This is a genomic window from uncultured Gemella sp. (assembly GCF_963515875.1).
Taxonomy (GTDB): domain Bacteria; phylum Bacillota; class Bacilli; order Staphylococcales; family Gemellaceae; genus Gemella.
The window spans coordinates 15,420-36,915 of the sequence record NZ_CAUPZX010000015.1 but is presented as its reverse complement, the minus strand read 5'-3'; the positions used below and the strand labels follow the sequence as shown (position 1 = coordinate 36,915).

The window sequence follows — 21,496 nt, the reverse complement described above, 5'->3', positions numbered from 1 at the left end:
TCATTAAAAATAGGCTGTTGATTCATGCATTTTTTGCATTTGTCAACAGCCTGAGCCTGTAAAAAAGACGACTAATTAGTCGTCTTTTTTACAGGCTATTGACTCATACATATTTTACATTTATCAACAACCTGATAAAGAAGCTAACCAAAAGTTCTAAATTTTAACAAAGTGCATATGAGAACTCATAGACGCAGTGGATTATTGATATCTAAGTTAGCTCTATAAAAATTTTTTAGCTATCAAATAAACTTTGCGGGGATGACTCGGCAAAATCTTGTTTCTCCAAAATCACGATTTTTTAATCACTCCCTATTTAATTATTTTGAAAATAGTCTTTGAATATCATTCCATGTTACTGCTAACATTAAAGCAACCATTAATAATCCAAATGCCACAGTTAAGTAGTACTGGGCTTTTTTATTAATTGGTTTCTTGAAGATTGCTTCATAAATTACGAATATTATACGACCACCATCAAGAACTGGAATTGGAATTAAGTTCATAAGACCTAAGTTTACACTCAGAATTCCTGTCCACCTTAATGTCGTTATTAATCCACTTTGTGCCGCAGCAGATGACACTTCATAAATCGCTACCGGTCCTCCAAGTTGATTTAAACTAAATCCTCCACTAAATAATGAAACAAATAGATTAATAATTCCCATAAAAATTCTAGTTCCATAGAATAATGTTTGTTCAAATCCACTTTTAATTGAACCTGCTAAATCTTTTTCATATGCTTGGTCTATTCCAAGTTTATAAGTTTTAACTTCTTTACCTTTTTCAACTGTCACTTCTTCTTTTGGTGTAACTTTAATTTCTTGTTGTGAACCATCACGAGAAACTTTTAATGTAAGTTCAGCTCCATTAGAATTAACTATCTCGTTAGTCATTTCTTTCCATGTATTAACACTTTTACCGTTTACCTGTTCAACCACATCACCTTGTTTTAGTCCTGATGAATAAGCTGGATAATTAGATGCAAGTTCACCTAAACGTGTGCTATTAGAAGGAACACCACTATATATTGAGATACCTAGGAAAATTGCTAGTGCTAATATAAAATTCATTAATGGACCAGCAAATAATGTCCAAAACTTTTTCCCCCATGAATGCGATGAAAACATCCTATCAACTGGTGCTATTTGCTCTTCCATTCCACCAAATGCTACACAAGCATCTTTTCTAACTTCATAACGCTCTAATTTATCTCCAACAAAACCTTCAACAAAAAGTTTTTCAGTTAAATCAAATTCATTTAATTCTAATGGAAGTAAATCCATATCATTACTTCTATCTAAAACAATTTTTTCAACTTTGTCATTTTCATCTAATTTTAAACTAACCTTCATACCTTTTTTTAAGTCGTATACGGACATGTCATTGTTAAAATCAAAAACATTATCTGGCATCTTAACATATCCTCCGACTGGAAGAAGTCTTATTGTAAAGTTAGTCTCTCCTATTTTTTTATGGAATATTTTAGGCCCCATTCCTATTGCGAATTCCTGACATAAAATCCCCGCTCTTTTCGCAGCAATAAAGTGTCCAAATTCATGTATAGTTACAACTACAAAAAATATTAATATAAATGCTATAATACCTTGCATCTATTACTCCTTTCTATCCTCTAAAATATATTAAGTAAAATTATTAAACATGGTGCTGATAAAATAACTGAGTCAAACCTATCAAAAATACCACCATGCCCAGGTAATAAGTTACTACTGTCTTTTACTTGATATTCTCTCTTATAAGCTGATTCAATTAAATCACCAAATTGACCAATAACACTAACAATTAAAGTTACAATAATTGCAATAAGTAAATTTGAAAATATGCTAGTTGTATTGAAAAATAAAACTGCTATTACTATTGATGATAGACTACCAATTACAGAGCCTTCAATAGACTTATTAGGACTTATCTTCGGTGAAAGTTTATTTTTCCCAAACTTCATTCCACCAAAATACGCAAAACTATCTGTAAACCAAATCGTAAGTAACAAATAAGCTACATGAGATAAGCTAAAATTTCTTAACATAAATAAGCAATAAAATCCTACAAATATATATACTGTTACAAATATTATTGCACCGATTTCAACTATCTTAATCTTATGTCCTGTATAAACAATAGTCGCTAGCATCGCTATTAATATTAAATACACTAGTGCGTATTGCACCAGGCTTGAAATATCTTTATGTAAAAATAATAATGCTCCTACTATTGATGATAATGTTAGAATAACAATGTTAGTTTCCTTAAATGTCATCCTTACAATTTCGTACATTGCCATTACACCTAATGCGTATGTTGTAAATTTAAAGTAATCCCCACCTAAAAATAATAATGGTAAAAAAACAATTAACGCTACTACAGCTGTTATTACCCTAGTCTTCATTTAAACCTCCAAACCTTCTATCTCTACTTTGATATTCAAGTAAAGCATGATAAAATTCCTCTTCTGTAAAATCCGGCCACGCTACCTTGGTAAATAAGAATTCACTATAAGCAATTTGCCAAAGTAAAAAGTTTGAAATTCTTTGTTCTCCAGAAGTTCTGATTAATAAATCGGGATCAGGAGTATCAGAAGTAAATAAATTACTACTAACATGGTCCTCTGAAATTTCCTCTATACTATATTTATTATCTTGAACATCTCTAGCAATCTGCTTAACAGCCTTTAAAATTTCATCTTTAGAACCATAATTAAGTGCAAAAATTAATTTTAATCCTGTATTATTTTTAGTTTGCTCTATTGCGTCACTTACAGCTTTTCTTGTGTTTTCTGGAAGTTTTTCTACAAAACCAATTACTTCAACTTTCACATTGTTTTCCATAAGTTCTGGCATAAAACTACTGAACATCTTTTCTGGTAAATCCATCAGGTAACTAACTTCTTCTTTAGGTCTAGCCCAGTTTTCTGTTGAAAATGCATATAATGTTAAATACTTAACTCCTAATTGTGAAGCATATTTAGTAATTTTCTTTACTGTTTGCATTCCCTCATAATGTCCCTTTATTCTAGGCATATTTCTTTTTTTAGCCCAACGCCCATTACCATCCATTATAATAGCAACATGTGTCGGAATTTTCTTCAACTCTTGTTTTTCATTTTTTTCCACTAAATTTTTTTCCACTAATTTATTTCTTTTTAAAAATTTAAACATAATTCCTCCTATGTAATACTCTTCATTATATCATAAAAGGTTTAATGCAACAAATTTTTAATGATTCGTATGATTCAAACAGAAACGGTGCTGATCCAAAAGTCCTAAAATTTAATAAAGTTTATATAGGATTTCATAGATATATTGTTTTATCGACATCTAAATTCACTTTATAAAATTTTTTTAGATATCTAGCATACTTTAAGTGTGTGACTCAACAAAATAGATTTCTCCTAGATCACAATTTTTGAATCTTTCCCCTGACCTTTAGAGGTTTAATAGTCTTATCATTAAAATTTTCTGTATCAAAGTTATATTTCTCCATTAATTTTAAATTTTTATTTTTTATTTTAAATTTTTGTTTTTTGTGTTGCATTGTCAGAATATTTATGATAGAATAGTTTCATTAATAATTAAATGCAATGATGAGTAGAATTTTATACTTAACTTTTAGAGAGTTCTCGTTTGGTGAAAGAGAATAGTTTAAGATAAAAGAAATGGACTTTGAGCATATAGTTTTTACTACGGTTTTGCCCGTTATAGCAAAAGTTATATTTGTAACTTATTAAGGTACAATAAGTGATTATTGTATAAATAAAGGTGGTAACACGGTAAGGCGTCCTTTAGCAAAAGCTAAAGTGCGCCTTTTTATTATATGAAAGGAGAAATATATGATAAATCTTAATAATGTAAGTAAAACTTTTTATCAAAAAGGTAAAGAAATCCAAGCACTTAAACCTACTAATCTCCATGTGAAAGCTGGAGAAATATTTGGGATTATTGGTTACTCAGGTGCTGGTAAAAGCACCTTACTTAGATGTCTAAACTTATTAGAAACACCAACAGACGGTGAAGTAATAGTTGATAATCAAGTTGTTAATAAGCTTAATAGAAAAGACTTACGTACTTATAGACAAAAAATCGGAATGATTTTCCAACAGTTTAATTTGCTAAGTTCTAAAACTGTAGGCGAAAATATCGCATTCAATTTGAAAGCAGGAGATGTTGATCCAAAAGATATTCCAAAAAGAATTGACGAACTATTAGAACTTGTGGGGCTTTCTGATAAAAAGAATGTTTATCCAAATCAACTTTCTGGTGGACAAAAACAACGTGTCGGTATTGCTAAAGCGTTAGCTAATAATCCTAAACTATTACTTTGTGATGAAGCAACTAGTGCTTTAGATCCTGTTACAACAAAGCAAATTCTATCTCTATTAAAAGAAATTAATCGTAAACTTGGAATTACTATTATTCTAGTTACTCATGAAATGGAAGTAATAAAACAAATTTGTGATAATGTAGCAGTTATGGAAAATGGTGAAATTATTGAATTAAATTCTGTTTATGAGATTTTCTCTAATCCAAAAACAAAATTAATGCAAGAATTTATATCTAATTTACATAACGATGAAGATTTTGAAGAGCATCTTGCCGAACATTATAATAACGAGACAGTCATAAGGGTTATTTTTAAAGGTGAAGCTACTAAAGAACCATTGATTCAGACTTTAGCAAATAAATACAATGTCTCTACTAACATACTTGCTGGTCGAATTGAATACATTCAAAACAAACAATTAGGAAGTTTAACTTTTTCAGTAATTGGCGAACCTGATAACACAGAAAAATTTGTTAATCACTTAATTGATCAAGTTAATGATGTGGAGGTGTATGTATATGGAAAATAATCTAAGTTTAGCAGAACAATGGAAAACTCTACAACCTGAATTAATCAAATCATTTGGAGATTCATTATACATGATAAGTGTTTCTATAATTATCACTGTAATCGTTGGATTGTTTTTAGGTATTGTCTTATTTTTAACAAGTAATAGACTTCTGTTTAAAAATGTATTTATATACAAAACTGTAGATTTTCTAGTTAATACAATTCGATCTATTCCATTTATTATTCTTTTGGTATTCTTAATACCATTTACTCTATTTTTATTAGGAAAATCAACCGGACCTACTGGAGCAATAGTACCACTTACAGTCGCTGCTATTCCCCTATTTACGAGACTAGTTGATACTTCTCTAAATGAAATAGACTACGGAGTTATCGAATCGGCAGTTGCTTCTGGAGCTTCTCTAAAATTAATAGTTAAAGAAGTATTAATACCCGAGGCTATGTTCGGAATCATTCAATCAATTACACTAACACTAATCAATCTAATTGCATTTTCTGCAATGGCTGGTGTTGTTGGTGGTGGTGGAATCGGAGACCTTGCCATCAGATATGGTTATTATCGTTTCGATAACTTTACAATGTGGATTACAGTAATTCTATTAATTATATTAGTCCAAATTACACAATATATAGGAAATACAATTTCAAAAAAATTCAAAAAAAATTAATTTAAAGGAGATTTATATCTATGAACAAACTAAAAAAAATATTAACAATTGTCTTTACAGCATTTTTAGCTATTACATTAGCTGCTTGTGGAGCTACAAGCTCAAACAATAATAGTGGAGAGAAAAAAGAAATTAAAATTGGTGCTACATCTGGACCTTATGCTGATATGGTAAATAAAGGACTTAAACCACTTCTTGAGAAAAAAGGATACACTGTTAAAGTTACTGAATTCTCTGATTACATCCAACCTAACAAAGCATTAAATAGCGGTGAATTAGATGCAAACTTATTCCAACACAAAATCTACATGAAAAAATTTGCTGAACAAAATGGAATGGATTTAACAGCTCTTGCACCTGTTCCAACTGCTCCAATGGGATTATACTCTGATAAAGTTAAAGACCTTAAAGATTTACCTGAAGGTGCGGAAGTAACTCTTCCAAACGATCCTTCTAATGCTGCTCGTGCCTATGCTTTATTAGCTGCTGCTGATTTAATCAAAATTAAACCTAATACTGATGTACTAAAAATCACTAAAAACGATGTAGTAGAAAATCCTAAAAAACTTAAATTCACAGAATTAGAAGCTGGTCAACTTGCTAGATCATTAAGCAGTACTACTCTAGCAGCAGTTCCTGGTAACTTTGCTCTTGCAGCTAAATTTGATTTAACAAAAGCATTAATCTTAGAAAAAATGAACGAAAATAACCGTAATAATGTAGTTGTAACTACAGCAAATAAAGATAAACAATTTGCCAAAGATTTAGTAGAAATCGTTCAATCTAAAGAATTTGATGAAATTATCAACAAAGACTTCAAAGGATTTGATAAACCTGGAAAATAATCAATAAGGAAGTGATTAATTATGAAAATTGAATTATCAAATACAATTAAAAATATTCCTGAAAATGTATTCTACCCTATTTTCAAATTAATCTCTGAGGAAAGTTCAAATGGTAATCCATTATTAAACGCGGGTATCGGAGTTCCAGACTCTGATACCCCTGAACTTTTACTTAAAGAATTAGAAGTAGCTATTAGAAAGCCTGAGAATATGAGATATGGATCATTTGATGGAAAAGTAACATTATTGAATGAAATTTCACATTGGCTTAAAGAAAACTATAATATAGACGCAGATCCTAAAGACGAAATTGCTTTAGTATTCGGAACAAAATCTGGATTATCTAGTATCCCCTCAGTTCTATTAAATCCAAATGATACAGTATTATTACCCGTACCAAGCTATCCCGATTATATACAGGGAATAGCCTTAGCTCAGGCTAAATATGAAGAAATCGAATTAAAAAAAGAGAATAATTATTTAGTTGATTACTCTAATATTCCTGAAAAAATGGTTAAAGATGCCAAGCTTATATTTCTTAATTATCCATCTAATCCTATCGGTGCTGTCGCAACAAAAGAATTCTATGAAGAAACAGTTAATTGGGCAAAAGAAAATAATATAATAGTGCTTCAAGATCATGCATATTCTGACTTCTATTATAAAGAGGGCTACTCTCCTGCATTTATGCAAATTAAAGGTGCAAAAGAAGTAGGAATAGAATTTTTCTCGTTTTCTAAGAATTTTTCAATTTCAGGTCTAAGAATCGGTTTTGCGGTAGGTAATAAAGAAATAATTCGTGGTCTAAAAGAATATAATACAATATTCCATGCAAATATTTATGGTGCCGTTCAAGATGTAGTAATTACAGCATTAAAAAATCACAAACACTTAACTAGTCATATAAAAGAAACTTATTCGAAAAGAATAGATAAAATTACTACTAAACTTGATAAACTAGGATATTCATATTTTAAACCTGAAGGTGGAATTTTTATCTGGTTAAAAGTAAAAAATGGATTTAAAAGCCAAAGTTTCTTTGAACTTTTATTAAAAAAATATAGAATAGTAACAATGCCGGGGCATGTTTTTGGTAAAGGTGGAGAAAAATATATTAGATTAAGTCTGAGTCTTTCAGATGAACAAATTGACATATTAATAAAAAAATTAGAAGTACTAAATAATGATTTGAATAATAATTAATAATATTACATATCATTAAAAATTCGACTAATCTATTGATTAGCCGAATTTTTAATGTTAACATATAATTTTAGATAAAAATAATTTTTTGAAAGGATGATTAAATGAATAAAAATACAAGATGGAGTGTTTTATATGCCTCAATGGCAATTTTATTATGTGCTGGATCGCTATATTCTTTTAGTGTTTTTGCTAAACCGTTAAGTATTTCAAAAGGATGGAGTATACCAGATGTAATGCTTGCATTCACTATTAATGCAGCAATAGCACCTGTACCTACTATTCTAGGAGGATTTATAACAGATAAAGGAAAAGCAAATCTTTCTATTATTTTGGGTGGTATCTTATTTGCAACAGGATTCATTCTTACTGGTTTTGCCTCTTCAAAAGAGATGTTGTATTTTAGCTACGGAGTATTATCAGGAGTTGGTCAATCTTTTGCATATTCTGGTTGTTTAAGTAATGCACTTAGGTTTTTCCCAGATAAAAGAGGATTAGCAGCTGGTTTAATTACAGGATCAATGGGGGGAGCAAGTGTAATTGCTGCTCCAATAGCAAACAGTCTAATAACTAACTACGGTGTACATAATGCATTTATTTACTTAGGAACTGGATATCTTATAATAATAGTTATTGCACTGTTCTTTATTAAAGTTGCACCTGCTAATTACCAACCTGAAGGTTGGGTTGCACCTGTTGTAGAAATTAAACAAGAAGTAGTTAATAAAAATTGGAAACAAATGTTAATGAGTTTATCTTTTTACTTCATCATTGCAATGTTCGCAATCGGAGCTTTTTCAGGTCTGATGGTTGCTGCTAATGCATCTGTAATTAGTCAATCTATGTTCGGATTAACAGCATCTGTTGCGGCTACATTTGTTAGTATTTATGCATTATCAAATTGCTTCGGACGTATTTTCTGGGGAATTGTATCAGATAAAATTGGGCATGAGAAAACACTTATGGCTATATATACAGTAATTACAATATCATTATTAACTCTAGTTAATATAAGAACTACTCTTGGTCTTACAGTCGGACTTGTTCTTCTAGGATTATGCTTTGGAGGAATAATGGGAGTTTTCGCTCCACTTGTAATGAAAACATTTGGTCCAGTAAATCAAGGTGTTAACTATGGAATTGTATTTATAGGATTCTCTACTGCTGCATTTTTTGCTCCGAAATACGCTGCAGGAATCGCAGCAAGACACAATGGTGACTTTACAGATGCATTTTATGTAGCAATTGCAATAGTAATTGTTGGATTAGTCATTAGTATACTTTATTCAATTTTTTCAAAACACAAAGCATTTTAAACATAAAGAAATCATCTCAAAACTTAATGAGATGATTTCTTTTTTATATTTTTGGTATTTGAAGTTTTTGTCCAGCTGCTATATTATTATTACTAATATTATTAGCCTCTTTTATTTTTTCAACACCGCTTTGAGAATTTGCTTCACCATAAGCAATTGATGCAATTGTAAATAATGAATCCCCAGACTTAACTATATAGTCTTGACCCGCTACAGGTGTAACGCTCACGACTCCTTCAGTTTTTTCCGAGTTGTTATTTGCTTTCTCTTTCTTAGTAGTATTTTCATCAGTTACTTTTGTTTCATTAGCTTTCGGGATATTATTATTACTCTCCGCTTTTGTCTCTTCTGGAACTTTGGCTGTTTGTTCTGTAGTTTGCACTACTTTATCTTTTGACTTACCACCAAGAGAATTCCCTAAAGTAGTTACTCCTACAAGAATTAATGGGGCTAGTATTATAAATAATACAACTAAGACTGTATTCTTTATAGTATTTTTTTTCATTTTTCGCCTCTAAAACTATTTTACTTCTTCAAAGTATTCGTGATAATAACCACCAACTTTTCCACTGTTATCCACTACGAAGATATATTCTTCAGTTTCATTAACAACCTCATATTCCTTACCTACTGTAAGCATATTACTAACAGTGAATTTTTCAGCATCTGTGTGTTTTACTATAACTTTTTTTGACATTTTTTGTTCCTCCTTACTCTTTACATATTTATTTTATTACAATATAACTATTTTTTCAAATGTTTTTTATTCATTATGTATGAAACTATTACAAAAGCTAGAAATGAAATTAATAGAGAAATTACAACAGGTTCTATAAACTTAATTACATAAACTGTTTTAATAAGTATATAACTTGTTAAACCTAATAATATTGAACTGATTGCTCCATATTTCTCTGCTTTTTTCCAATATAATCCTAATAATATTGGCCATAGGAATGTTGCCTCTAATCCCCCGAAAGCAAATAAGTTAACATTAACTATTAAACTAGGTGGTCTCATGCTCAGAAGCATGATTAACACTATTACCAAGATATTTACACCATATACGAATATTGGAACTTTTCTTCCTGTAATTTTTTCTTTAACTACTTTACTATTGAATAGTAAATCTTTTATTAAGGCCGATGAAATTAGTAAAAATTGAGCATTAACTGTTGTTATTATAGCAGCCATTGGAGCTGCTAGAACTAAGGCCGCTAAATACCATGGCAGTACTTTTAACGTTATTATAGGTATTACAGAATCATAGTCTGTAATATCTGGAAATACTCCTCTAGCCATAACTCCTATTAAATGAACTCCAAACATAACTATAAATATCACTATAGTTCCAACAATTATGGATTGTTTTAGACTTCTCTTATTCTTATACAACATCGAGTTAATAGCAATCTGAGGAATACCTATTACCCCAACTCCAACTAGCACCCAAAATGAACTAACATAACTTGGTGTTAAACTTCCATTTGCTCCAAACGGCGTTAATATTTTCTCATTGATATTGATTAAATTGGCTGTTATTTGATCGATACCACCACCATAATTTATAATAGCAAAAAGTAAAATTATAGTAGAAAAAATCATTATTAAACCTTGAATCATATCTGTTATTAAAATATTTTTTAATCCTCCAAACACAACACAGAAGATTATTATTATTGAAATAAGAAATATTCCTGTCTTATATTCAATTCCCATAAACGCCTTTAATAGTTTTGCTCCTCCTACCCACTGAGCACTCATAGCTGCAATTAAAAAGACTATCATAGCCAGAGTAGATAAATAAGCTACTAATTTTGATTGGTATCTTGTTCTTAAGTAATCACTAATTGTTATTGCGTTTATTTTTTGTGCAGCACTTTTGAATTTTTTTGCTAAAACAAGTAATACAAAATACCCAGTAATTACTTGAATTACGGCTAGAAGTACCCAACCATAACCTAATTTATACGCAACTCCGGGCCCTCCTAAAAACGTAGAAGCCGAACCGTATGTAGACATTAATGTAATCGCAAGTACTATTCCACTAACATTTCTATCTGCTAGATAGTATTTTTCAAAAAATCCTCCATGATTTTCTGTTCTACTTAATCGATTTGTAACTAAGGGTAATAAAATAATCGCTAGGAAAATTGCTACAAATAACAATAATATTTTATAATCTAACGTATTTACCATTATTTTTCCTCCTCTGTTATTTCATCGTTAAGTAATAGATTCGTACATACTATTACTAATATAATTATAAGAATACTTACTGCTATCGAGCTATAGAAAAACCACTCAGGCAATCCTAAAATATACTTATATGATTTAACATTATTTACATCAAATTTTACATAAGCAAAATAATACCATAAGGCAAAGTGAATTATTGCTATAAAAATAGCAACTATACCTTCTTTATTTTTTAATTTATTCATGTTTTTTTCCTAATAACCTCATTATAATAATATAAATATTTGAATAGTACACTTTCATAAAGTCTACTATAATACTTCCAAGTAATAAACCTGCTGTTACATCACTTAGAAAATGTGCTCCTAAAATCATTCTTGAAATTGGTACTACAACGATTGCAAAGGTTGCAAGAACCGTTAATATTTCCTTTTTATTAATTACAAAAATTAATGCTAAGAAAAATAATGCAACAAATGTGGAGTGCCCACTTGGAAAACTAAATCCATCATGAATTTCTGGTAATGGTCTAACTCTTTGTATGCTATATTTTAATATAGTTAAAAAGAAACCTCCAAGACCTGCGCTAAAGAAAATAAATACAGCTTTCTCAACTTCTTTAATCCATACTAAAAATGCTGACAATAATATCATTATTAAAAGTAATAATTTATCATTAAAAACAAGTGAAATTACTTTGGCTATTTGAGCTAATAGCTTTATTTCAATTAAATCAGCTAACACTCTATCAAAGTCATTATTTGGAAACTTTATTGCAACAATAGCTAATGCAACAAAAACTAATATTTTTAAATAAGTAAATACACTTAATCGTCTCATACTAGTTTACACCTCCAATTCTCTCAAGAATTTTATTATAAAAATCATTTACGTCGTTAATAACACGTTTCTCTTCTTTATAAATTTTCATTGAATTTTTGTAAGTATCTATATTATCATAAAACTCATTAATTTGTGAAACTGATAGCGTTGGTAAATCTTCTTCTGTAACAACTTTTGCAAAACCATTTTTTTCAAAAAATCTAGCATTTTCAATTTGATCTCCCCTACTTTGATTAGTTCCTAATGGTACTAAAATAGGTGGTAAATCTAACGCTAAAAATTCATATAAAGAATTTGCTCCGGCTCTTGAAAAAGCAAAATCAGTAATTTTCAGAATATCAAATAACTCTTTAGATAAAAATTCGAATTGCTTATATCCTTCTTTTTCTATATTATTATTTAATAGTCCTTTACCAACAAGATGAACAATTTGATATTTAGAAGTAAGTTCATCAATATTATTCCATATAAAATCATTTAATATTTTTGAACCTAATGACCCCCCCATAACAAGTATAACGGGTTTTTCATTATTAAAACTAGTTAGTTCAAATGCCTTTTGACTTTCCCCAGTATAAATATCATCACGAACTATTGCTCCTATTAAACTAGCTTTCCCTTTTGGAAGATATTTTTGAGTATCCTCGAAAGTTGTAAAGATATGATTACAAAATCTAATATTAATTTTATTTGCCAATCCCGGTGTCAAATCAGATTCATGTAATAAAACTGGTATTCTAAGTAGTTTAGCTGCCACGCATACTGGCACACTTACAAATCCACCTTTCGAAAAGACAAAATTTGGCTTCTCTTTTTTTAATATGATTAATGAGTCGATAACTCCTTTTAGGACCTTAAATGGATCAATAAAATTTTCCCATGAAAAATATCTTCGTAACTTTCCAGAGCTAATTTTATAATATTTTACATCTGAAAGCTTACCTATCATATCTTTTTCTATACCAGTTTTACTACCGATATAAGAAATTTTATATCCATTTTTTTTAAATTCTGGAATAAGTGCAACATTCACCGAAACATGACCTGCTGAACCTCCTCCAGTAAATAGGACTTTTTTCACTTTTATCCTCTCTCTTTCATCTTTTTTTCTAAACGCTCTTCCACACACTTTGGAACAAATTTAGATAAATCAGCACCAAAACCAGATACACCTTTTACAATACTAGAGCTAATAAACGAATACTGCTTATTAGCCATCATATAAAAAGTTTCAATATTTTCATCCAGTGCCTTATTCATAAACGTTAATTGCATCTCATACTCAAAGTCAGATACGGCTCTCAATCCTCTTACTATAACATTCGATCCGACTTTTTTTGCATAATTTACTAATAAACCTGAAAATGAGTCAACTTTAACATTTGGAATTTCCTTAATTGTTTCATTAATCATTTCCACTCTTTCTTCAAGTGAAAATAAATATTTTTTATCAGGATTAACTAGAATAGCTACTATTACTTCATCAAATAACTCAGCACTTCTTTTAATAATATCAATATGCCCATAAGTAATAGGATCAAAGCTACCTGGTACAATCGCTATTTTTCTTTTCATTTTATTTCTCCATATATTCAAAAATTACTATGTCTGTTATTCCATATTGCTTTTCTTTTATAACTTCAATATTCTTATTTTGATAAGTAATTTCTTCAGTATTACTTTTCTCACAAATAATCAAAGCTCCTTCATTACACAACTGGTTATCAAAAATATTCTTTAATGCATCATCTATCAATCCTTTATCATACGGAGGATCTAAAAAGATAATATCAAATTTTTCTTCCTTTTTACCAAAGATTTTCAATGCACGCTTAAAATCATTTCTATACAGTGAATAATCTGATGTATCTATTCTGCATTTTTCTATATTACTTTTAATAACTTTTATTGCATTATTACTACCATCTATGAAAGTAGCATGGGTTGCCCCGCGGCTTAAGGCTTCTATACCTAAGCCACCAGTTCCTCCAAAAAGATCCAGCACTTTACAATCATAGCAATCTATCATATTAAATAAGTTTTCTTTAATCTTATCCGTTGTAGGTCTTGTATTCATTCCTTCAACTGCATTTAATTTTATAGATCTATATTTTCCTGCTATAACTCTCATTTATCCTCGCCACCAAGTATAATAATTTTGAATACTTCTTAAAATAAGGGAGTGACTCAAAAATCGCGATTTCAAAGAAATCGATTTTGTCGAGTCACCCCCGCAAAGTTTATTAGATATCTAAAAAGCTTTTATAAAGCGAATTTAGATATCAATAAACCACTGCGCCTATGAGTTCTCATATGAACTTTGTTGAATTTTTGGACTTTTGGGTCAGTCTCCCTTATTTCTATTATTGCTTAGTTTGTAGACTTGAATCTAAATGCTCAAAACTTAAATGTAAGTCTGACATTCCAGATAACTCTATTTTTTTTACAAATTTCTTTTTCTTAAGATCAGCAACAATACTATCTATTCTATTTTCATCAACATAGATACATGCATATCGCCCTCTTTTAGAATAAGAAATAAAGTTCCCATATTTTTCTAATTTATTTAAGTCTTTAAAACTTTTAAAATAGACATATATTCCACGTCTTTCTTTTTCAAATAACTCCATAAAATTCTCCTAGAAATGAGCTGCTGCGTCTACGCGACCTTTCTCATCAATTTTAATTACTTTAACTTTCAGAGTATCTCCCACTTTAACAACATCTTCAACTCTATTTACTCTTTCTTCAGCTAATTTAGAAATATGAACTAGTGCATCAACTCCTGGGAATAATTCAACAAAGGCACCGAATTTTTCAATACGTTTAACTTCAGCAAGGTAAATTTCACCAACTTCTGCTTCACGAGTAATATTTTCGATAATTTCAATTGCTTTATTAATTCCTTCAATTTCAGGTGAAGAAATAAATACATCTCCGTTTTGTTCGATATCAATTTTAACACCTGTTTTCTCGATGATTTCGTTGATAACTTTACCACCTGAACCGATAACATCTTTAATTTTTTCAGGTTTAATTTTAATAATTTTAATTTTTGGTGCAAATGTAGACACTTCTTTACGAGGTTCAGCAATAATACTATTCATGTGTTCTAAAATTTGCAATCTACCAACACGTGCTTGTTCTAGAGACTCTTTTAAGATTTGTTCACTTAAACCATCAATTTTAATATCCATTTGAAGTGCAGTAATACCTTCAGATGTTCCTGCAACTTTAAAATCCATATCTCCCAAGTGGTCTTCCATACCTTGGATATCTGTTAAAATAGTGTAATGTTCATCTTTTTTAACTAGCCCCATTGCAATACCAGCTACTTGAGCCTTAATTGGTACCCCAGCAGCCATAAGAGCCATAGATCCAGAACAGATTGTAGCTTGAGAACTTGAACCATTTGATTCTAAGATTTCAGATACAATACGGATAGTATATGGGAAATCTTCTTTAGAAGGAATCACCTGAGCTAGTGCACGTTCTCCTAATGCACCATGTCCAATTTCACGACGACCGGGTGCACGGCTAAATCCTACTTCACCAACTGAAAATGCTGGGAAGTTATAGTGTAACATAAATCTCTTATTTTCTTCTTGAGTTAAATCATCGATAATTTGCTCATCAGATAAGTTACCTAATGTTACAACACCTAGTGATTGTGTTTGTCCACGAGTAAATAATGCAGAACCGTGTGTTCTTGGAAGCACATCTACTCTTGAAGCTAATGGTCTAATTTCTGTTAATGCACGTCCATCTGGTCTAACTTTATCTTCAGTAATTTCACGACGAACTTCATCTTTAACAATTTTATCTAATGATAATTTTGCTTCTTTAACTATATCAAGCTCATCTTCAGCTGTAACACGTTCTTCAAAAACTTCAAGAACTTTTTCTTTTACTGCCGAAATAGCTTCATCTCGCTCTTGTTTATCTTTAATAGAAATTGCTTCTTTCATTTGAGATAATGCCATTGATAGAACTTCATTATAGATAGTTTCATCAATCACTTTTAACTCAACTGCCATTTTTTCTTGACCAATTTCATCAACAATTTGTTGTTGGAATGCAATTAGTCGTTTAATTTCCTCATGCCCAAACATAATAGCATTTAACATAATTTCCTCAGATACTTCTTTTGCACCTGCTTCTACCATGTTGATCGCATCAATCGTTCCTGCTACTTTTAAGTCAACTGTAGAACGTTCCATTTGTTCAACTGTTGGATTAATTACATATTCTCCATCAACATATCCAACTGTAACTCCAGCGATTGGACCTTTAAATGGGATATTTGATACAGATAATGATAATGAGCTTCCTAGCATTGCTGCCATTACAGGATCACAATCATACTCAACCGATAATACAGTTGAAATAACTTGTACTTCATTTCTAAAACCATCTTCAAATAATGGTCTAATTGGTCTATCAATAAGACGTGCTGCTAATGTTGCTTCAGTTCCAGGACGCCCTTCTCTACGTAAGAATCCTCCAGGTATTTTTCCTACAGCATACATTTTTTCTTCATAGTTAACTGTTAGTGGGAAAAAATCAACATCTTTTGCTTCTTTAGAGGCAACTGCTGTTGTTAATACAACAGTATCCCCATACTTTACTACTACTGCTGCATTAGCTTGGCGAGCCATTTCCCCTAGCTCTACTGTTAATGTTTTTCCAGCCCACTGCGTTGTATAAACTTTTTTATCTTGAAACATGTTTATTTCCTTTCAATATTTTCTTAAACTTTATATAAATCGACTACTTTATTATATCATGAATGCTAGTATTTACAAAGAAAAAAAACGAAAACATAGTAGAAATAACTGTGATTTCTCTATATTTTCGTTAATATTTTTTATCCTAATTGTATCTGATATAGTTTATATAAAACTAATATTATTAGTAACATAATAATAGACAGAATAATATATATTTTTTGTTTATTAGACATAATTACATGTGCCCTTGAATCTCTTTTTCCAGTATGTTTCTAGTGTGTTCACATACACGAGTAAAATGTTGAATTAAGTCCATATAAACTACACCCGCTGGAATCTCGCAATCTCCATCTTTCATACGCTGAGTATGCTTTTTACGCGCTGCTTTTTCTAAAGAATAAATATTTTCACATGCCGCTAAAGCTGCTCCAGCTATCGCTATATTGTTCTCTTCTAAAGATTTAATAGTTTTTAAAATTATATCATTACAAAGATCATACATTTCTTGCACTTCTGTTTTTGCATCATCAGAGAATTTTAATTTTTTCCTAATTTGATAATCTACTGATAATATAATATCTCTAGCATGGTCTCCAATTCTCTCAACATCACGAGTACCATCTAATAATGTCGAAGCAATTACCCCTTCTTTAGGACTTAGTTTTTCCCTAAATAACAAAGTTAGATAATCAGTCATTTGCTCATCAAAGTTATTTATCGCATCTTCATAAGTTTCACCTTTTTCACGTAATTTTTCATCACGATTCATGAAATACTCAACTGAATTACGTAAGCTTTTCTTAGATAAGATTAACATTTCCACGAATTCTTTTTGCACTTGTCCTAAGGCTACTGCAGGTGCACTTGTAATAAGTGATTTATCAAGATACTGAGCACTGTATTTGATTTGTTCATCTTCCCCTGGAATTAGTTTTGTAACAAGAACTACCAATAAACTAATAAATGGGAATTGAATAAATGTATTTAGAATATTGAACGTACCATGTGCTGATGCAATAGTCATTTTTGGTTCTAAACCTAACGTTGTTTCTAAAAATTGGATAAAAGCTCCATAAGGAACTAATGCTATTAAACAGATTATCGTACCGATAACGTTAAATAATACGTGAGATGCAGCTACACGTTTCGCTGCAATATTACTTCCAACCATAGCTAATGCAGCTGTTGTAATCGCTGTTCCAATATTATCTCCGAATAGCACTGGTAAGGCACCTTGTAAACTTAAAGCACCGTCAGCATAAAGGTTTTGTAAAATAGCAATAGTCGCTGCTGATGATTGAATTAAAACAGTTAAAAATGTACCTACTCCTACCCCTACTACCGCACTATCATTAATGTGCGCTAATACGTTTTGGAACCACGACATATCTCTCATCGGTCCCATAGCTGTAGACATCATTTTAAGGGCATAAAATATTCCCCCAAAACCAAATATTACACGACCTATGTTGTTTACTAATTTAGCACGAGTAAAGAATAAAAACGCTGCTCCTAAGAAAATTAAAGGAAGTGCATATTTAGATATATTAAAACCAATAATAAATGATGTTAGTGTTGTTCCGATATTAGAACCCATAACGATAGCAATTGCTTGTTTCGTTTTTAATAATCCTGCTCCTACTAAACTTATAGTAATTACGATTGTTCCTGTACTTGACTGAATAAGTATCGTAACTATTATTCCGGCTAAGACAGCCATAAGTGGTTTAGATGTATATTTATCTAAAACATATCGCATTTTCTCCCCGGCTATTAATTGAAGTCCGTCCCCCATGTACTTAATACTGAATAGGAATAATCCCAGACCCCCTAAAAAAGAAAATAAAATTTCTTGCCAAAGTGCTGACACTTTTTTGTCCTCCTAGTATATGTTGCGTGTATCATATAACACACAAATAAATTTTACCATATAAATTTTAAAAGTACAACAGAAATCTAAAATGGTAACATTAAAATATTATTACAATTGTTTATATTAATTACTTAACAATAAAGTGTTATTATATTAATATTTTTGCAAAAAGAAAAGAGATATCTACATAAAGTAAATACCTCTTTTTATTATGCTTATTAAGCTTGTGGATAAACAGAAACTTTTTTACGGCTACGTCCGTATCTTTCGAAACGTACAACTCCGTCAACTAGTGAAAATAGTGTATCATCTCCACCTTTTCCTACGTTAGTTCCTGGCCAAATTTTTGTTCCACGTTGTCTGTATAAGATAGAACCTGCAGTTACGTACTGACCATCAGCTCTTTTAGCACCTAAACGTTTTGATTCAGAGTCACGTCCGTTTTTAGTAGAACCTACCCCTTTTTTAGATGCGAAGAATTGTAAATTTAATTGTAACATCATGTCTATTTCACCTCTCTTACTTCAATAGTTATATAATCTGAATAATTTTCTTCAATTGTTTTTAATGCAACTAGCATTGCATTTAGTAGAAGTTGCTCTTTGTCTGTAGATTTTAACGATCTATATGTTAAATGTCCAGTCACATCTTCGTTAGACGAAATGTCAAACTCTACATCTTCATCTAGTTCATCTACTGCATTTATTAAACCGAATATTACAGCAGAAACACCTGCACAAACTATGTCTGAACCGTGTTCAGCATAATCAGCATGTCCATCAACTGTTACTTGTTTAATAAATTCAACTTCTTTTACGATTTCCACCTTAATCATGATTAAGCGTTAATTTTTTCAACTACTAATTTAGTGAAAGGTTGACGATGACCTAATTTACGGTGATTGTTCTTTTTAGGTTTGTATTTAAATACTGTGATTTTTTTACCTTTACCTTGAGCAACTACTTTAGCTGTTACTGTCGCACCAGCTACTAAAGGAGCACCAACTTTTGTAGTTTCTCCACCTACTAATACTACTTCGTCAAAAGTAACTGTAGAATCCACTTCAGCTGCTAACTTCTCAACTAAGATTGTTTGTCCTTCTTCAACACGTAGTTGTTTTCCACCTGTTTTAATTACTGCGTACATATCTGCACCTCCTTAAATATTTTTTACTAAGACTCGCCATATAAGGTGGATTACTCTCTTATTTACCTTATACGTGCGGTTGTAGTAGCTATTTAGGAGCTACACAACAATACAATTCTAACACATATATACCCTAACGTCAACTATATTGATAACTTTTCTTACTTTTTTTTCAAAAAAATTAGATCAGCGAACTTTAATACTGATGTTCACTGATCTAATCTATTATTTACGTTTTTTCTTGTTAGAAACTAATGTAACTTTTTCTGGATCAAACGTTTGTTTCTTTTGTTTTTCTGGTTTATATGGTGGATATAAAGCATGTCCTAGGTATGTTTGGAAAATCATGAATATCCCCCCCACGATATAATACACGGCAACTGCTCCAGCTACGATGAATGAGAACCCTGTAATCATTATCGGTGATAACCATTGCATCATCTTCATTTGACTTTGCATTTGCTCTTGACCTGGTTGAGTTGGTGTCGGCATTAAACTCATTTGTAGTTTTGTTTGAATAGCATATACAGCAAACGCGATTAATGGTAATGTATATGAACGAGTACCAAGACTGAATACTCCAAGGAATGTAGAATCAATAATTCCAACAGAGTACAACGGATTAGATAATGTATAGAACAGTCCAGTTAAGAATGGTAGTGGAATAAGCATTGGTAAACATCCACCTAAACTTATAGGCATTGCATCATATTTTTTCATGATAGCCATTTGTTCTCTTTGTAGTTCCATAAGTTCACTACGCGCTTGCATTTTTTCTTCATTAGAAATAGCTCTAGCTTCTTTTTCTTTCGCAGCTTGTTGTTTTTTCTGTACAACTTCTAATTCTGGACGAGCTAATTCTTGCCCTTTTCTTGATTTGTTTTGTACTTTATAGTTATGTAACATGAATGGAAGCACTAATAATCTGATAATCAATGTGATAATTACAATTGACCAACCCCAACTTCCAGTATACTCATGAATTTTTGCTAAGAATATGTCCATCGGTTTTACGAACGTTTCATAAAATGTTCCCGATCTATCATCTTGTGAACATCCAGAAAGAGTAACTACACCAAGTAAACCTAATAAAATTGCTGATAGTTTTTTCAATTTCATTCTCCTTAATTTTTATTTCTTCTTGTAATTTTAGTAAGTTCTTACTAACTAATATACCTAGTAAATTATATCAAATATAAAAGAGGTAGTCAAACTATTGTTGACTAACTTTACTAAATTTAATATTTCGAAAAATATAATTATAACGTTCAAAATTAATTGACAGTCTAATATATTAGTTATATAATATTAATAAGAAAGGGATGATTATCATTAAAGATATACAATATATAACAGATATCGAGAAACTAAAGGTCATTTCTGATCCTCTAAGAATAAGTATTCTTACAACACTCGGTACAGAAAAGAAAAATTCAAAAGAACTTGCTAAACTATTAAAAATTAATAGAACTAAAATACACTATCACCTTAATATTCTAGAGGAAAATAGTTTTATCGAAGTAGTTGATACAGATACAATAAATGGTATAATACAAAAATACTATCTACCGACTGCGCAAGCATTCGTACCTTCACCTAGTATCTTTAACGACTTATTTAACAATACTTCAGTTAGTTTTAATATAAACAAAGAAGACATGGAAGATTTCTGGAATGAAGTCAAGAAACTAGAAAAGAAATTCTCCTCAGATAATAAAAATAGTGTTAATATTAGTATTATTTCAACAGCTCGCTAAGAGCTGTTAAATAATGTTTTAACTGTCAAATATTTTTTATCGTTAAA

At 30.6% G+C, this 21,496-nt stretch carries 24 protein-coding genes and 2 other annotated features; of the genes, 6 read left to right on the top strand and 18 right to left on the bottom strand.

What is annotated here, in order from left to right; genetic code table 11:
* Positions 1–320 precede the first annotated feature (320 nt).
* Genes rseP through RWL85_RS04210 form a run of 3 tightly spaced genes read right to left on the bottom strand, consistent with a single transcriptional unit; the run spans position 321 to position 3,176 of the window.
* Entirely contained in the window at positions 321–1,613 is a 1,293-nt protein-coding gene (gene rseP / locus RWL85_RS04220; protein WP_314085323.1) for an RIP metalloprotease RseP, read from the bottom strand.
* 20 nt (positions 1,614–1,633) lie between these two features.
* Positions 1,634–2,407, bottom strand: coding sequence for a phosphatidate cytidylyltransferase (locus tag RWL85_RS04215; protein WP_314085321.1), 774 nt, complete (start codon positions 2,405–2,407; stop codon positions 1,634–1,636).
* The gene (locus RWL85_RS04210) at positions 2,397–3,176 is read right to left on the bottom strand and encodes an isoprenyl transferase (RefSeq protein WP_314085319.1); all 780 of its coding nucleotides are present in this window, start codon (positions 3,174–3,176) and stop codon (positions 2,397–2,399) included. The genes RWL85_RS04215 and RWL85_RS04210 overlap by 11 nt, the downstream gene beginning before the upstream one ends.
* Before the next feature lie 413 nt (positions 3,177–3,589).
* Positions 3,590–3,803 (top strand) — a binding site (T-box leader).
* A gap of 44 nt (positions 3,804–3,847) precedes the next feature.
* On the opposite strand from RWL85_RS04210, the gene RWL85_RS04205 reads away from it, so the two are divergent.
* The 5 genes from RWL85_RS04205 to RWL85_RS04185 all read left to right on the top strand — a co-directional run bounded on the left by RWL85_RS04205 (position 3,848) and on the right by RWL85_RS04185 (position 8,901).
* Positions 3,848–4,867, top strand: coding sequence for a methionine ABC transporter ATP-binding protein (locus RWL85_RS04205; protein WP_314085317.1), 1,020 nt, complete (start codon positions 3,848–3,850; stop codon positions 4,865–4,867).
* Positions 4,857–5,537: a methionine ABC transporter permease gene (locus RWL85_RS04200; RefSeq protein WP_003145653.1), complete on the top strand. Its 681-nt coding sequence runs from the start codon at positions 4,857–4,859 to the stop codon at positions 5,535–5,537. The genes RWL85_RS04205 and RWL85_RS04200 overlap by 11 nt, the downstream gene beginning before the upstream one ends.
* Before the next feature lie 20 nt (positions 5,538–5,557).
* Positions 5,558–6,382, top strand: coding sequence for a MetQ/NlpA family ABC transporter substrate-binding protein (locus RWL85_RS04195; RefSeq protein ID WP_314085314.1), 825 nt, complete (start codon positions 5,558–5,560; stop codon positions 6,380–6,382).
* A gap of 21 nt (positions 6,383–6,403) precedes the next feature.
* On the top strand, positions 6,404–7,585 hold the full coding sequence (locus tag RWL85_RS04190; RefSeq protein WP_314085312.1) for an aminotransferase class I/II-fold pyridoxal phosphate-dependent enzyme: 1,182 nt from the start codon (positions 6,404–6,406) through the stop codon (positions 7,583–7,585).
* 104 nt (positions 7,586–7,689) lie between these two features.
* Complete coding sequence (locus RWL85_RS04185) at positions 7,690–8,901, top strand: OFA family MFS transporter (protein ID WP_314085310.1); 1,212 nt, start codon at positions 7,690–7,692, stop codon at positions 8,899–8,901.
* A 43-nt stretch (positions 8,902–8,944) separates the two neighbouring features.
* Here the strand turns inward: RWL85_RS04185 and RWL85_RS04180 are convergent, their stop codons facing one another.
* The 15 genes from RWL85_RS04180 to RWL85_RS04110 all read right to left on the bottom strand — a co-directional run bounded on the left by RWL85_RS04180 (position 8,945) and on the right by RWL85_RS04110 (position 20,811).
* Positions 8,945–9,406: a LysM peptidoglycan-binding domain-containing protein gene (locus tag RWL85_RS04180; RefSeq protein WP_314085309.1), complete on the bottom strand. Its 462-nt coding sequence runs from the start codon at positions 9,404–9,406 to the stop codon at positions 8,945–8,947.
* A gap of 15 nt (positions 9,407–9,421) precedes the next feature.
* Positions 9,422–9,598: a DUF6501 family protein gene (locus tag RWL85_RS04175; protein ID WP_314085307.1), complete on the bottom strand. Its 177-nt coding sequence runs from the start codon at positions 9,596–9,598 to the stop codon at positions 9,422–9,424.
* Between the two features lie 47 nt (positions 9,599–9,645).
* Positions 9,646–11,100, bottom strand: a complete 1,455-nt coding sequence (panF, locus tag RWL85_RS04170; RefSeq protein WP_314085305.1) for a sodium/pantothenate symporter — start codon at positions 11,098–11,100, stop codon at positions 9,646–9,648.
* Positions 11,100–11,345, bottom strand: a complete 246-nt coding sequence (locus RWL85_RS04165; RefSeq protein WP_314085303.1) for a DUF997 family protein — start codon at positions 11,343–11,345, stop codon at positions 11,100–11,102. The genes panF and RWL85_RS04165 overlap by 1 nt, the downstream gene beginning before the upstream one ends.
* Positions 11,338–11,940 (bottom strand): phosphatase PAP2 family protein, encoded by a 603-nt coding sequence (locus tag RWL85_RS04160; RefSeq protein WP_314085302.1) that lies wholly within the window; start codon positions 11,938–11,940, stop codon positions 11,338–11,340. The genes RWL85_RS04165 and RWL85_RS04160 overlap by 8 nt, the downstream gene beginning before the upstream one ends.
* A 1-nt stretch (position 11,941) precedes the next feature.
* Positions 11,942–13,024 (bottom strand): undecaprenyldiphospho-muramoylpentapeptide beta-N-acetylglucosaminyltransferase, encoded by a 1,083-nt coding sequence (locus tag RWL85_RS04155; RefSeq protein WP_314085300.1) that lies wholly within the window; start codon positions 13,022–13,024, stop codon positions 11,942–11,944.
* A gap of 2 nt (positions 13,025–13,026) precedes the next feature.
* Positions 13,027–13,518 (bottom strand): pantetheine-phosphate adenylyltransferase, encoded by a 492-nt coding sequence (gene coaD, locus RWL85_RS04150; protein ID WP_314085298.1) that lies wholly within the window; start codon positions 13,516–13,518, stop codon positions 13,027–13,029.
* Between the two features lies 1 nt (position 13,519).
* Positions 13,520–14,074 carry a 16S rRNA (guanine(966)-N(2))-methyltransferase RsmD gene (rsmD, locus tag RWL85_RS04145; protein WP_314085296.1) on the bottom strand — a complete coding sequence of 185 codons (555 nt, stop codon included), beginning with the start codon at positions 14,072–14,074 and terminating at the stop codon, positions 13,520–13,522.
* 232 nt (positions 14,075–14,306) lie between these two features.
* Entirely contained in the window at positions 14,307–14,573 is a 267-nt protein-coding gene (locus RWL85_RS04140) for a DUF2129 domain-containing protein (protein ID WP_314085294.1), read from the bottom strand.
* Between the two features lie 9 nt (positions 14,574–14,582).
* Positions 14,583–16,670 carry a polyribonucleotide nucleotidyltransferase gene (gene pnp / locus RWL85_RS04135; protein WP_314085292.1) on the bottom strand — a complete coding sequence of 696 codons (2,088 nt, stop codon included), beginning with the start codon at positions 16,668–16,670 and terminating at the stop codon, positions 14,583–14,585.
* A 238-nt stretch (positions 16,671–16,908) separates the two neighbouring features.
* Entirely contained in the window at positions 16,909–18,543 is a 1,635-nt protein-coding gene (locus tag RWL85_RS04130) for a Na/Pi cotransporter family protein (RefSeq protein ID WP_314085290.1), read from the bottom strand.
* A gap of 221 nt (positions 18,544–18,764) precedes the next feature.
* Positions 18,765–19,046, bottom strand: a complete 282-nt coding sequence (rpmA, locus tag RWL85_RS04125; RefSeq protein ID WP_003145565.1) for a 50S ribosomal protein L27 — start codon at positions 19,044–19,046, stop codon at positions 18,765–18,767.
* Positions 19,047–19,051: 5 nt separating this feature from the next.
* On the bottom strand, positions 19,052–19,381 hold the full coding sequence (locus tag RWL85_RS04120) for a ribosomal-processing cysteine protease Prp (RefSeq protein ID WP_314085288.1): 330 nt from the start codon (positions 19,379–19,381) through the stop codon (positions 19,052–19,054).
* A gap of 2 nt (positions 19,382–19,383) precedes the next feature.
* A complete protein-coding gene (gene rplU, locus RWL85_RS04115) occupies positions 19,384–19,692 on the bottom strand; it encodes a 50S ribosomal protein L21 (RefSeq protein WP_003144981.1) in 309 nt (102 codons plus the stop codon).
* Between the two features lie 19 nt (positions 19,693–19,711).
* Positions 19,712–19,783: a sequence feature (ribosomal protein L21 leader region), on the bottom strand.
* A gap of 134 nt (positions 19,784–19,917) precedes the next feature.
* Positions 19,918–20,811, bottom strand: a complete 894-nt coding sequence (locus RWL85_RS04110; RefSeq protein WP_314085286.1) for a membrane protein insertase YidC — start codon at positions 20,809–20,811, stop codon at positions 19,918–19,920.
* 203 nt (positions 20,812–21,014) lie between these two features.
* Between RWL85_RS04110 and RWL85_RS04105 the strand changes: the two genes are divergently transcribed.
* Positions 21,015–21,449, top strand: coding sequence for a helix-turn-helix domain-containing protein (locus RWL85_RS04105; RefSeq protein ID WP_314085284.1), 435 nt, complete (start codon positions 21,015–21,017; stop codon positions 21,447–21,449).
* Positions 21,450–21,496: the final 47 nt, after the last annotated feature.